At 36.9% G+C, this 14,037-nt stretch carries 9 protein-coding genes and 1 tRNA gene; 4 read left to right on the top strand and 6 right to left on the bottom strand.

From position 1 onward, the window contains the following. Positions 1 to 9: 9 nt before the first annotated feature. From rfbB to H5115_RS05750, 6 genes are all read right to left on the bottom strand, one after another. On the bottom strand, positions 10 to 1,080 hold the full coding sequence (gene rfbB / locus H5115_RS05775; RefSeq protein ID WP_182754140.1) for a dTDP-glucose 4,6-dehydratase: 1,071 nt from the start codon (positions 1,078 to 1,080) through the stop codon (positions 10 to 12). Positions 1,081 to 1,106: 26 nt separating this feature from the next. Beyond that, a complete protein-coding gene (locus H5115_RS05770; RefSeq protein WP_182754136.1) occupies positions 1,107 to 2,045 on the bottom strand; it encodes an exopolysaccharide biosynthesis polyprenyl glycosylphosphotransferase in 939 nt (312 codons plus the stop codon). 96 nt (positions 2,046 to 2,141) lie between these two features. Beyond that, positions 2,142 to 3,104 carry a Wzz/FepE/Etk N-terminal domain-containing protein gene (locus H5115_RS05765; RefSeq protein WP_182754133.1) on the bottom strand — a complete coding sequence of 321 codons (963 nt, stop codon included), beginning with the start codon at positions 3,102 to 3,104 and terminating at the stop codon, positions 2,142 to 2,144. Between the two features lie 100 nt (positions 3,105 to 3,204). After that, the gene (locus tag H5115_RS05760; RefSeq protein WP_182754130.1) at positions 3,205 to 5,883 is read right to left on the bottom strand and encodes an SLBB domain-containing protein; all 2,679 of its coding nucleotides are present in this window, start codon (positions 5,881 to 5,883) and stop codon (positions 3,205 to 3,207) included. A gap of 122 nt (positions 5,884 to 6,005) precedes the next feature. Next, positions 6,006 to 6,788: a YdiY family protein gene (locus H5115_RS05755; RefSeq protein ID WP_024596589.1), complete on the bottom strand. Its 783-nt coding sequence runs from the start codon at positions 6,786 to 6,788 to the stop codon at positions 6,006 to 6,008. Positions 6,789 to 6,974: 186 nt separating this feature from the next. Further along, complete coding sequence (locus H5115_RS05750) at positions 6,975 to 7,793, bottom strand: mechanosensitive ion channel family protein (protein WP_002958438.1); 819 nt, start codon at positions 7,791 to 7,793, stop codon at positions 6,975 to 6,977. 284 nt (positions 7,794 to 8,077) lie between these two features. Between H5115_RS05750 and H5115_RS05745 the strand changes: the two genes are divergently transcribed. The 4 genes from H5115_RS05745 to H5115_RS20215 form a co-directional block, all read left to right on the top strand. Then, positions 8,078 to 8,153, top strand: a tRNA-His gene (locus tag H5115_RS05745). Positions 8,154 to 8,476: 323 nt separating this feature from the next. Continuing rightward, positions 8,477 to 9,802, top strand: coding sequence for a hypothetical protein (locus H5115_RS05740; protein WP_182754127.1), 1,326 nt, complete (start codon positions 8,477 to 8,479; stop codon positions 9,800 to 9,802). 12 nt (positions 9,803 to 9,814) lie between these two features. Next, positions 9,815 to 10,936: a FecR domain-containing protein gene (locus H5115_RS05735; RefSeq protein ID WP_182754124.1), complete on the top strand. Its 1,122-nt coding sequence runs from the start codon at positions 9,815 to 9,817 to the stop codon at positions 10,934 to 10,936. 39 nt (positions 10,937 to 10,975) lie between these two features. Further along, the coding region (locus tag H5115_RS20215) for an Ig-like domain-containing protein (RefSeq protein ID WP_259396333.1) at positions 10,976 to 14,037 on the top strand (3,062 nt) is incomplete at its 3' end.

Below are 14,037 nucleotides of genomic sequence, written 5' to 3'. Positions count from 1 at the left end.
GTCTCCTAATTATTCTATTGTACCAAGGCGTTGGCGCTGGTATGAACCATCTTGCACATTTTCACACCACGAACTATTATCTAAATACCATTGGACCGTTTTACGTAAACCAGTTTCAAAGGTTTCTTCTGGCGTCCAAGCTAATTCATTTTGCATTTTTGATGAGTCGATTGCATAACGCCTATCGTGGCCAGGGCGGTCACCTACAAAAGTAATTTGTTCTGCGTATTTTGTTTTCTTAGGTACTAGATTATCTAAAATACTACAAATAGTTTGTACTACCTCAATATTTTGTTTTTCATTATGCCCGCCAATGTTATAGGTTTCGCCTATTTTACCTTCGGTTACTACTTTATAAAGAGCCCGTGCATGATCTTCTACATATAACCAATCACGGATTTGATCACCTTTACCATATATAGGCAATTTTTTACCTTCAAGGGCATTTAAAATAACTAAAGGTATTAGCTTCTCAGGAAAATGAAAGGGGCCGTAGTTATTTGAGCAATTTGTAATTATAGTAGGAAAGCCATAGGTGCGAAGCCAAGCACGCACTAAGTGGTCGCTAGATGCTTTACTCGCTGAATACGGGCTACTTGGTGAATAAGCCGTTTGCTCGGTAAATAATGGCAGCTCTCCTTCCTGCTCATCTGGATGAGGCAAATCTCCATAAACTTCATCCGTTGAAATATGGTGGAATCTAAATGCTTCTTTAGCACCAATTTCTAAATTATTCCAGTAATTACGCGCGGCCTCTAATAAGTTGTAAGTACCTACAATATTTGTCTGAATGAACTCAGCGGGACCAGTTATAGAGCGATCAACATGGCTTTCGGCCGCTAAATGCATTACAACATTTGGCTTATAGGTTTTAAAAATTCGATCTAGCTCTAAACGATCACATATATCAACTTGTTCAAAGATATTACGTTCGCTATCTTTTACGCCCTCAAGTGACTCTAAGTTGCCTGCATAAGTCAATTTATCGATGTTAATAACTTCATCTTTCGTATTATTTATAATGTGGCGAATTACTGCTGAGCCAATAAAGCCAGCTCCGCCTGTTACTAAAATTTTCATACTACCTACTTTTTTTTCGTTAAAACTTAACGACCCATCCCAAACATCACGGTCTTAATTGTCAACAATAAGATTTTTATATCTAACATACTGGAATGATGCTTAATATAATGTATGTCGTACTTGTGTTTCCAAATTGCATCTTCAACCGATGCTCCATACGGATAACTTACTTGTGCAAGCCCAGTAACACCGGGCTTAACTGCATGGCGAAAACGATAGTAAGGTATTGCTTTCTCTAAATCTTTTATAAATATTTCACGCTCTGGTCTTGGCCCAACTATAGACATAGTTCCTTGCAGCACATTTATAAGTTGAGGTATTTCATCTATTCTTGTTTTGCGAATGAACTTCCCAATCTTTGTTACGCGTGCATCATTTTCACTAGCCCATTGAGCGCCATTTTTTTCGGCGTCATTACGCATTGATCTAAATTTATAAACTTTAAATTCCTTGTTATATTGCCCTGTTCGATTCTGTCTATATAGAATATCTCCAGGACTTTCTAACTTTATAAATAAGGCTGCTAGAACAGAAAGCGGTAACGTTATTATTAGTAACAATATAGCGCTTATTATATCTATAGTACGTTTTGTTATTTGTGTGCGTTTATTCGATAAAATAGAAAATGCCTTTTGATGTAAAAAGTAACTACTATGTAATAATCGTACTTCAGTATACTTTAATCTATCATCTAAATAGCTTACTAATGGCTCTACCCAGGCACCAGACTCTGTCGCATTTACTAAGTATTCACGTTGCTCTTTAGTCAAATGCGCACTTCTGTAATGACAAATTACTTTTTCAGTAAAATCAATTATAGAATAATCATTAATTACTATATCAAATGAATGCTCATTAATTATTTCCGCAATATTATTAACGCACTCATCTGGGCAAAAAACATAAATTATGCTTTGTTTCAAGGCTTCTTTTTTTGATTTAAAACTTTTCGTTAACAACATAAATTCCAATTAATCTAATTAATAACATACATGTTATTTAAAATTTATTTTTCATACATACAATAAACTGTATGTATTAACCCAGAAACACTATGCTTACTTTCTTTTAGAAAAGTACATTAATAATGTAAATATTATAGACAGTATGCCACCTAAAAACATACCTAGGATACAAATCAAGGCTCGTTTAGGTCCTGACTTTTCTTCTGGTACTAGTGCTGGATCAATAGTTTTAAATACATATTCGTCTCTAACATTTGCAAACATTATAGTTTTTGTTTGCTCTTCAATTAATTTAAATAACATAGTACGTATATCGGCTATTTTTGTTTTTTCTAATTGTTTAGTTAAAAATTCAGTACTTTTATTTGCCTCAGCAACATCACGTTTTTTCATCTCTGAATTAATATCGTTTATTAACCAATTTACCCACTGCTGAGCAATGACTGGTGATTTATGTTGTATAGCCAGCCTTAGCATACCTGTTTCTTTATCTGTATTTAATGTAATGATATCCCTAAACTCTTTGTAAGCTTCCTGCATTGAGGGCTCTGGTTTTTTAGGTGCTTTTACATCACGTACCCATGTATTCGTATCAGGGTTATAAATTTCAGTATTAAAATTTAACGTATTACTTTTTAACTCCCATGAATCTACAGCGAGTAAATAAGGCAATAAATTATGTTTTTTAATAAATTCACTAGTAAACTGACGAGACTTTAATATTTCGATAGCCAGTTCACTTTTATTACTTGATATGCCACCTAAATTAACTCCAGCTAAGCTAGCTAATCCACCAAATTGACCAGCCAGCCCACCTAAACCGCCATTTTTCTCTTGCTCTGCAGGAGCCAGTAGAGCTTCAGATTTATAAATATTTGGTTGATTGATTGCATAAAATACCGATACGACAGTAAATAGGAAAGTGATAATAATAATAATCCACTTCCCTTGCCAGATCGCACTGAATAGCTCTCGTAAATCAATCTGTTCATCAGCATTTTGATAAGCGTGTCCTCGCTCATTTTTCTGCATATAATTATTTAAGTCATTTTCCATATCAATCTCATAAAATTAGCTATTCGCTGATCATAATTCTAAAAACAGCTCGAACTATTTATTCTTAAAGTTTATCTAATAAATGGAAGCCTGAATTCCACTAAAGACTACCAATCGCTGCAACTGCTACACCAAGCTGATAAAGAATCTGCGTTGCAGTACTCCAAAGCGTTAACTTATCCATGTGTCCTGCATCCATTGGTATCACTATTGTATCACCTGGTTCTAACTGGTCAGCATTATTTGCTGCAAACCAGCCACCTGTACTTGGTATTTTCACTGAACCATTGGCTTTAATAATGTAAATTCGATCTTCAGCCGCACGCTCTTTAAGGCCACCACTTAGCGCAATATAATCATCAACACTAACACCTGATTTATAAAGATGTGATGTTGAGTAGTTAACTTCACCAATTACGCTGATTGAATCGCGCTTACTTGGTACATAAAGTGTATCGCCATCTTGCAGTACTAAGTTTTGTTGATTATTTACAATTAAAGGTAAATCAATTACTAAACGTCCTACGGCTTCAACACTAGCTAGGTCGTTTAACAGCATGTTCATTTCTTCATAAGAAAGTGTGTTGCTACTTACCGAGTTTTGGAAGCTTTTAGAAGCGATGTCACGGCGAAGCTCTGTAGATAAACGTGCTAATTGCTTTTCCTCTTGTTCTTTAATTGACGCACGAGTAAATATTGCAGCTTTTTGCTCTGCAAATTGTGAAAAACCACCTGCGCGTTCAAGTAATTCAGTTAGCGTTTCACCACGGCGTATAGTGTACGTACCTGGAAATTTAAGCTCGCCTTTTAATTCTACTTTTACATTTTCTTGCCAATTTGGAATTGCAAAAACGTTGATGCTGTCTTTACTTTGTAATGTAATATTACTTTGAAGGTCGCCTTTCATGGCGCTTTCAAGGTCAAATCTTAAGTGTTCTATTTTAGAACCATCGCTGGCTACAATACGTGTAATTTCAGCTTGTTTTACGTAGGCAGACTCTAACAGGCCACCGGCTGCTGTTATTAAATCACTTACCTCACCACCAATCATTAGTGGATAAATACCAGGGAAAGTTACATTCCCGCTGATTTCAACTAATTGCATTGCTTGTTGCACTGATGCTTGCTGCTTAAATTTAGCAATAATCGGAGCTAATAAGTTATGGCGGCTAAATAATGCATAATCCTCAGGTTTGAGTTCTTGGTCTTCTTCTTCTTTTGCTTTGCGTTTAGAAATTTCAGCAATTGTTAGTATTTTATTGTCTTCAAGAACAAGCTCTTCGTCTTCTTGATTAACACCAATATATTTTTCGAACTCTTTTTGCTCAAACTTGTGCCATTGCTCTGCTTTTTGTTGCTGCTCTTGTTGCTCTTGGCTAAGGGCCATATTTGCTAGAGCTGATTGCTCTGCTTCTTTTTCTTCAAAACGACTAAATACAACTATCTTGTCATTAGCTTTAAGTTGTAAGTTGTTTTCAGGATTTTTAATAATCGCTTGAGCAACGTCGAACTGATGCGCTTCTATATCACCGTTTACATTTATTTCGCGGATAACGAGGCCGTAGCTTAAATCGGCTTGCGGTAGTAGGTCACCGCGTATAGATTTAAGTACATCTGAAATACGCTTACCTTGGTGCCATTGATAATTACCTGGGCGTGCTACTGCACCAATTAAGCTAATTGAATTTTGATATTGCGAGCTAACTGAATTAAAGCGAATGCGGTCGCCATCTTGTGGGATATAGTTAATTTGTGGTTTTGAAAAATCGACCGAGAGTACTTCTTTACGATCGAAGTTAAAGCGCTCTACAATTGCGCTTTTAGCGTATGCATTGGGTTTAAGGCCTCCGGCCATTGCTAATAACTGCTTAGCAGACTCACCTTTTTTAAGTTCAAAAATAGCGGGACGTTTAACTGCACCTTCAACTGTTACTTGAGCGCCAACTGACGGTATAAATACAGCGTCGCCCGGCTTTAATACGATATCGTTACTGCTATCGCCATTAATAAGTAAATCGTAAAGGTCAAAATTTGCTACAACCTTGCCTGCGCGTTTAACTTGAATATTACGAAGAGAAGCAATATCAGACACGCCACCGCTTACGAATAATGCGTGCGAAACGGTTGTTAATGATGAAACACTGTAGCTACCAGGCTTGTAAGCCTCTCCTAGCACTAAAATACGCATGCTACGAAGCTGACCAAGCGATACAAACGCTTTTACACCTATTACCTCTTGCTCTACTTTTACTTTGACTAATTCTTTAATTTCAGCAAAGGTCAAACCGGCCACTTCTACAGGGCTTAAATCTGGAATACTAATACGTCCTTCACGGTCAACTATAACTTCAAAACTGTCACTTTCTTTACCATAAAAGTTTATTTTTAATTGATCGCCAGGGCCCACAATATATGTATCTGGTACTGCGGCATTTTCGCTTGGCATAAATGTAGTTGGTTCACCTGCAAACAATTCGTAACCGTATGGCTTTAATTCGTCTGTTTTTGGTTTAAAGCGCTCTTCATCTGTAAGCTTTTCTTTTTCGGGTTCTGCGCGTTCACCAATACTATTTTGCTGCTGTGTATTATTTTGATTATTAGATTGGTTTGTACCAGTGATCGTTGATATATCAACACCGTACTGTTTTGCGAGGGCTTCTTGTTGAGCTTTAGGTAACTTTTTAAATTGCTCAATTTGAGACGCTGTTGGCGTAAAAGCCAAAGTACTAAAACTACAAAGTAGAATAAAAGCACTAATAAATTGTGTAAAAACTTTCACGAGTAGGTATATCCCTAGGTCTACAACCAAAATTGGCCGCTATAATACCTTAATTTTAGGCAAATAAAAAAGGGACTTTCGTCCCTTTTGTCACTTTAGTGTAATTAACTTAACTACATTGGTTAAAAACTGTAAACCAACGTGAATGACGTTTCTGTGTCAGTGCTTTCTTTATCGTCAGCAACATCTGAGTTGTTAGTGACATTAAAAGCGACTTTCATTTGTAACGAGCCGTTTATTTTTGCAAGTAATGCAGTTTCAGAACGAGTTTTAGTGTTTGTATCACCGTACTCAACAGCAACTAATTGAGTAAAACGTGCATTCTCAGAAATTTGCCAGTTGTAATCTAACTTACCCAAGGCAATTACTTCGCCTTCAAATTCACCAGCAAGAGAGTTACCGTTGTCATCAACTTCAGTGCTGTCATCTGGGTATTCAAAGTATTTATAACCAGGACCAATTTCAGCACTTAGCCACATAGTTTTTTCGTTTAATAAACGTAAACCGTAACCTGCAGAAATTACTGACTCACTTCTATACGCTCCAAAATAATCTGAAACGTGTGAACCATAAATGAATAAATGAGAATGATCTTCATTTAATTTGTAATTACCTTGTGCAGAAATTGAATACTTTTCGTTAGTGCGCTGCTTGTTTTTGTCACCATTTGCATCTTCAACTTCATCTTCTTTGTAGATGCCGTCTAGCTTGTATTCGTTATTCCAGTGTTCAAGGTTGTGCTGAACTTTAATGCCACCTTTAAGTGTGGTCGTTTCTGTATTACCACTTGTGACAATAGCACCTAATTCACTGGTAACTTCCCATGTTCTTTGTTCTGCGTCTGCAGCAAATGCGTTTGTTGCAGCAGAAGCCGCAACTAAAACTGATAAAAGCTTTAATTTCATTAAAAAATAACCTTTGTATAAATGTACATCTATTTTATTAAAGCATTACTTGTTAGAGCAAGCTAAACAGCTAAGTAATAATGTAAAAAATTTTCATGCAGCAAATACCGCATGAAAATTTTATGTTTAATAGCTCTTTAGCACTATAACAATTAAAGATAACTTTAATTAAATAACTATTTAAAATTAGTCTTGCTTGTGAAAGTGAACATCCATTTGTGGAAATGGGATAGTAATATCTGCATCATCTAATGCGATTTTAATATTTTCCATTAATGACCAGTAAGTAGGCCAATAATCAGCAGCGTTAACCCAAGGACGAACAATAAAGTTAACACTTGAATCGCCTAACTCATTTACAGATACATTGTAAGCTGGATCTTTAAGTATGCGTGTTTCTGCATCTAATACAGATTTTAATACTTCTTTTGCGTGACGTAAATCAGCATCGTAGCCAACACCAATAACTAAATCGATACGACGAGTAGACTCTCGTGAGAAGTTAGTAATAGCACCAGACATTATTTGAGAGTTTGGTACGATAATTACTTTATTATCTGGAGTACGTAGTTCAGTTGAGAATATTTCGATTTTTTTAACTGTACCCATTTTATTACCTGCTTCAACAAAGTCACCAGACTTAAATGGACGAAGTAAAATAATAAGTACGCCTGATGCGAAGTTAGATAATGAACCTTGTAATGCTAAACCAACAGCTAAACCGGCAGCACCTAAAATAGCAATGAACGAAGTTGTTTCAATGCCAATTTGCGAAAGTGCCATTAAAATAGTTACAGCAAATACAAGTGTGTACACAATACTTGAAACAAATGAACCGACAGCTTTATCTACTTTCTTTTTAGCAAAACCTTTTTCAGTTAAGTTAGAACAAAACTTAGCAACACGACTACCAAGTAAAAAGATAACAAGCGCAACAACAGCTTGTATACCGTAGTGTAAAATTAGGCCTGAGTTATCGTTAAGCCAATTAAGTACTGAATCCATATTTACTCCAAATGTTTTTTATTAAGCGTTTTCGGGCATTATTATACATTAATTTACAATTTATTCTCATGAAATAATGAATTAATACTATTAAATGCAAGTGTATTCTATTTTTTAGAGGCAATTATGCGATAAAACATAGCCTACTTTGAAAAAATATTAACGACTAAATACTAATTATATTTGCCTGATTTAAATTATTTTAATTTATTTCACTTTTGGGCTTCACAACAATTATTATTTTATGTATTATGCGCGCCACACCAAACGAGGTGTGTGTAGTGGCGGTTGTAGCTCAGTTGGTAGAGCCCCGGATTGTGATTCCGGTTGTCGCGGGTTCAAGCCCCGTCAATCGCCCCACTTTTTTTATATTAGTAATATCCTATCTTTATATTAAATAATCTCCCTTACTTATCTCTTTTAATATCCCGTACAGCAAACCAAAGCTTTATGACCTGAATTAATTAATATTTTAAACTAAAACAGTTTTTCAGCAACCTTCCCTATTTAAATTAGTTTAGCGCGAAGATTTATTAAACAAGTATCCAGCCTGCAATTAAATTACATTTATTTAACCAATGTGATTGTACTGGCTGTACTTCAATACAAAAAGTGCTAGGTTTCTAGTACTAACATCATTTTATTACAAAACATCAAACTTCTACTGGGATATAAAATTAAGCATGATTAAACAGGTTTTAGGAAATTTACTGTGTAGTTGTTTAGCTGTAATGAGCTTTAACTCATTGGCTCAAAGCAATGATGAATTCAATAAGCTATTGATTGAGCTTCAAAAATTAGTTTCTGAAAAAAAATACACTCAGGCTTATCAAAAAAGTAATAGCGAATACCAGTACCTGGGCGAACCCGTATACGACTTTTTATTAGGGGTCAGTGCACTTAAAACAGGGCATGCGGCGCCAGCTGTATTTGCCTTTGAACGCGTGGTTGAAAATAATCCTAGATGGTATGAAGCTCGCTTGTACTTAGTTCGCGCTTATTTAACAGTTAATAATTTACCTGCTGCCGATACTCAAGCTTTAATACTAATCAACTCACCTGACACACCTAATAATATAAAGTCTTCAGCACAGTCATTGCTAGAAACTGCTGCACTTAAGCAACAAGAGGCTGGACGCTCTTATAAACAAAATATTGAGCTTGCGCTTGGCGTAGATGGCAACGTAAACGCAGGTACTGCAGAAAATACGATTATAATTCCTAATATTGGTGAGTTTTTGTTATCGCCAGAAAGTAAAAGTACGCAGGACAACTATGCACGACTTAATTACAGAGGAAAGTACTCTCACCCTATTGATCAAAAAAGCTTAATCACTTTAAGTATTGATACCGGGTGGTACAAGTTTGAAGAACTCAGTCAATACGATCGTATAAATGCGCACATTAATGCCGCCTATCAATACAAACAAAATGACATAAGTTGGTTTGCACGAGTTGCTACCACTCCGTTGATGCTTGACGGTGAACTTTATCGTACTGAATCAGCTTTAACGGCCGGAGCTAATTTTACGCTAAATAAGCAAGTTATTTTATTTAGCTCTTTGACTGCGGGTGTTTTAAACAATAGATTTGATGAAAAGCTCGATAACTCATTTTATGCGATAAATGCAGGTGCTAGCTATGCAGCTAAAAATTGGTTTCAAAGCTTAAGCATTAACGCTAAAAGCGAGGAAGCTGACATTACTGAGGGTGAATTTAATAGCCGTAATATTACGAGCTTGTACTACCAAGTGAACACTCAGTTGGCTCAACATTGGCAGTTGTTATCTCTTGCTGGATACCAATGGATTAATTATAAAGATGATCACCCTTTATTTTTACAAGAACGTGCCGATAACCTCTTTATGTTCTCAACTTCTGTTCGCTACTTAGTTAATCGCGATTTAGCCATACAGTTGGCTGCCAACTATCAAGATAAATCCAGTAATATTTCTTTATTCGAATATGACCGTTTAGATATAAATTTAAGCGCTTCTTACTCATTTTAATTTAAGGTATTTATGAAACATTTACTCCCTGTAATTACCACTTTACTTTGTGTAAGTTTTTATACACAAGCAAACGACCCTGCTGGTAAAACTATTTTAGCACGAGGCTCTGTACTCGCGGTTGATGGAAGCAATGAACAACAACGACAGTTGCAGCGCAGAGATACTGTTTTTGGCGTAGATCGCATTACGACTGGAGAGAAAAGCAAAGCGCAATTTTCGATGTTGGATGGTGGTTTAATAGCCTTAAAAGAAAACTCAGAATTAAATATTGCTAACTACGAATTTAATGACAATACCCAACAAGGCTCTGCTTCTATTGAGTTACTTAAAGGCGGTTTGCGATCTATTTCCGGCGTAATTAAAAAAAATGGCGGCTCTTATAGTGTAAAAACTCCCGTTGGCTCTATAGGTATACGCGGAACGCATTTTGAAGTTCAGCTGGTTAAAGGCGATGTATTTTTAGCGGTATGGGATGGCGCAATAGATTTAACGTTAGAAAATAATAACGTGGTTTCTTTGGGTGATAACGAGGCATTTTCGTTTGCACAAATTACAGCCACTGGTGAAGTCTTTAAAACAACACGTGCGGCACGCGTGTTTGATCAAAATATAGTAGCAATTGATCCTAAAGACGACAACGAAGAAGAAACTGAGCAAGCATCGGTAACTGAAGTTGAAGTAAATGCTTTTGAAGCTGATACAGGTGTTATGGATATATATTCTGAACAACAATTTCAAACTGTTAGCAGCGCATCTTTAGTCGATCAAATAGCTCAGCGCCAAGGTGTATTTAACTATGAGGCATCAAGCTTTAATGTAAATTCGAGTGTGGGTGCTGTTACTGACTTTGCTATGACTATGGCAGTTGATTTTGATAATGGCACCGTGCCTGATGGCGAAATTAGTTTTAATGACGCCGGTGGAAATTGGTATGCAGCTTACAGCGGCTTAATAAATTTAAGCGAACTTGAGCTGGCCGTTACATTTGCATCCCATGGTAACAATAAAGCCGAGGGCGATGTTGATGCAATATTTTTGAATGACTTAGACAACATTACTGGCAACTTTAATCTTAACGAAATAAATAATCCTGATGTAAATGCTAGCGGTTCTTTTACATTAGAACCATAAACACATTGGATACAAAGCTTTTATTATGGAGTATTTAAAATGACAGCAAAAAATATATTTTTGCTTGGTTCTATGGTGTTTTTGTTAAGTGCCTGTGGAGGCTCAGAAGAAAGTCCCACTCAAGAGGCAATACAATCACCTACGGCTGAAGTAATACCGCCAACGGTTACTAGCTATATTAATTTGGCTGGTGTTATAGCGAGTAATCAAACCAAGAGTACAAAAGTTTTAGGTGCTGTCACTTCAAGTAGAGGAGTTGTTGGAGCAAGTTTAGCTAATACTCGCGCTAATATTGTTTTTTCACAAACAAACGACACCGTACAAGGTAATGTTTCTTTTTTACTTGAAGCTTCGGATACTGATGGCATTGCTGAAGTTAATTTAGTACTCCCTAGCGTTTATAAAAGCATATCACTTTGTTCTTCTGATTGTGGTGTTGACTACGAAAAGTCAATTATAGGCCTCAGTCCTGCGCTTTATGGCGCAACTCCAGGGGAAATACGCCTTGAAATATGGATAACTGACACTTTAAATAATCAAGCACTTGCTGATGCAATCACTTTTAACTGGCAACCATATCAAATTGAAGGTGTTACAGCACAACGAGACGAAGATAATATTAATCTTTCGTGGCAAGCTAACCCCGAACTTAATCGTTACAACGTTTATATTGCAACTCAAGCTGGAGTCTCATCTACTAATATTAATGAATTAGAGAATGGGCAACAATTTTTAAGTATTCAAGATACTGCATTAAGCATTACCGAGTCACTTACAGATAAAAGTTACCAAGTACTTATTACCGGTGTTGATGGCAGTGGTGAAAGTGGTTTTGCTAATATAATAAACATAGCACCAGTGGGTGGAGAGCTTGCATTTGCACCAGAGGCAAATGTCGATCAGTTTCAGATAAGTGAAGATCAAACTCTGCAAGGTAACGTTCTAACGAATGATACGAATCAATACAGTGGTGATTTACGTGTAAATGCAGATGCATTAATTCTACCGCAGCATGGCACTCTTAATATAAATGAAAATGGGGATTTTACTTATATCCCTATTGCAAACTTTAATGGTGAAGATGCATTTAGCTATCAAGTTGCTAACGAGCTAGGTATGACAGACACCGCAGTTGTAGAGATAACCATTTTAGCTGTTAACGACGCTCCTATAGCGCTTGATAATACTTACAGCGTTACAAACAATGGAACCTTAGTTGTCCTATCGCCAGGCTTACTTATAAACGATAGCGATATAGACTTAGATGACTTAACTGTTGATACAACGCCGGTTAGCGAACCAACAAGAGGACAATTAACCCTTTTTGATAATGGTGGCTTTGAATACCAAGGCGAGCAAAATATGCAAGGCCAAGACAGCTTTCAGTATAGAGTTATTGATGCCCAAGGTGCTCAGGCTATTGCAAATGTAACTATTGTAAGCTCAAACACTAACGTAGCCCCTATTACAAAAAATGATAGCTATAGTTTAAGCGAAGATGAAACACTTGTGGTTACAGCAGCCAATGGTGTGCTTAGTAACGATACTGACCCAAATAATGACAGTTTTTCAGTTGATGAAACGTTTATGGTGGCACCCACACATGGCCAACTATTATTAGCAACTGATGGCAGCTTTAGTTATGTGCCGGATGCTAATTTTAATGGTGTTGATCAATTTCAATACCAAGCTATAGACTCATTAGGTGCAACCTCTACAGCCACAGTAACTTTAGTAATAAACAGCGAACCCGATAACCCTGTTGCACAAAATGATGCCTATCAATTTAGCAAAAATAAACTATTTGAAGTAACAGTACAAAATGGCTTGTTAATTAACGACTTTAATATTGAGGCTGGTGATTTATCGGTTAATACCACGGCAATTAATACAACTCAAAATGGGGAACTTACATTAAATGCTGATGGCTCGTTTACCTATCAGCCAGACTTAGGTTTTATTGGTGTAGATAGCTTTACCTATTCAATTTCAAATGAGCAAGGCTTAACTGCAACAGCTCAAGTAACCTTAAGTGAAAGCGGCGTTAATACTTTTCCACAAGCCAATGACGATCAATATACGTTAGACGAAGACAGCTCTGCATCTTTATTAGATGTGCTAGCTAACGACACTGATGCAGATGGCGATACAATTACTATTTCTAATATAGAAAATACTGCTGGTGAAGCGACTATTGTCGCCGGAAAAATACAGTTTACTCCACCAGCAAATTTTTCAGGTGAAATAGTACTAACTTACACCATTACTGATGGTTATAGCACTGGTAATGAAGGTATAAACGACAGAACAGCAAGTGTGACGATTACTGTTACACCCGTTAATGATGCCCCTACTGCAAAAGATGATTCAACAACGATGAGCGAAGATGCTCCTGCGTTATTAGTTAACGTATTAGCTAACGACTCCGACATTGACGGCGATACTCTTGTGATAACAGCTGCTACTGCAGATAGAGGTTCTGCATCTGTTGTTGATAATAAAATCCAATATACGCCTGCTGCTAATACAAATGGAACAGCAATTATTAACTACACAATAAGTGATGGTAACGGCGGTACTGCAACTACTAACTTAACAATTACTATTATTCCCGTAAACGATGCTCCAATAGCAAACGCAGACTCAGCTACAATAGATGAAGATGCAGCGCCAATACTAATAAATGTATTAGCCAATGACTCAGACGTGGATGGCGACAGCCTTGCCATAAGCGCAGCATCCGCTGATATTGGCTCTGTATCAGTGGTTGGCAATCAAATTCAATATACACCGGCAGCCGACGAAAACGGCATAGCAACAGTTACTTATACTGTAAGCGATAGCAGCGGTGGTGCCAGTACAACAACGTTAACTATCACTATTACACCTGTAAACGATGCTCCAATAGCAAATGCTGACACAGCAACGATGGCGGAAGATGCAGCACCAATACTGATAAACGTATTAGCCAATGACTCAGACGTGGATGGCGACAGCCTGACGATCAGTGCTGCATCAGCTGATATTGGCTCAGCCTCAGTAGTTGGCAATCAAATTCAATATACCCCAGCTGCGAATACCAATGGACTTGCCACGATAAC

Origin of the sequence: Pseudoalteromonas sp. SR44-2 (assembly GCF_014163745.1) — a bacterium.
GTDB classification, from domain to species: Bacteria; Pseudomonadota; Gammaproteobacteria; order Enterobacterales; family Alteromonadaceae; genus Pseudoalteromonas; species Pseudoalteromonas distincta.
The sequence above is the reverse complement of the archived record's forward strand: the minus strand, read 5'-3'. Positions and strand labels throughout refer to the sequence as shown.

Excerpts from the sequence above, each read along its gene's own strand:
- H5115_RS05740 (WP_182754127.1), top strand. The coding sequence starts at position 8,477 with ATGATTAAACAGGTTTTAGGAAATTTACTGTGTAGTTGTTTAGCTGTA.
- H5115_RS05755 (WP_024596589.1), bottom strand. The coding sequence starts at position 6,788 with ATGAAATTAAAGCTTTTATCAGTTTTAGTTGCGGCTTCTGCTGCAACA.
- H5115_RS05735 (WP_182754124.1), top strand. The coding sequence starts at position 9,815 with ATGAAACATTTACTCCCTGTAATTACCACTTTACTTTGTGTAAGTTTT.
- H5115_RS05765 (WP_182754133.1), bottom strand. The coding sequence starts at position 3,104 with ATGGAAAATGACTTAAATAATTATATGCAGAAAAATGAGCGAGGACAC.
- H5115_RS05770 (WP_182754136.1), bottom strand. The coding sequence starts at position 2,045 with ATGTTGTTAACGAAAAGTTTTAAATCAAAAAAAGAAGCCTTGAAACAA.
- H5115_RS05750 (WP_002958438.1), bottom strand. The coding sequence starts at position 7,793 with ATGGATTCAGTACTTAATTGGCTTAACGATAACTCAGGCCTAATTTTA.
- rfbB (WP_182754140.1), bottom strand. The coding sequence starts at position 1,080 with ATGAAAATTTTAGTAACAGGCGGAGCTGGCTTTATTGGCTCAGCAGTA.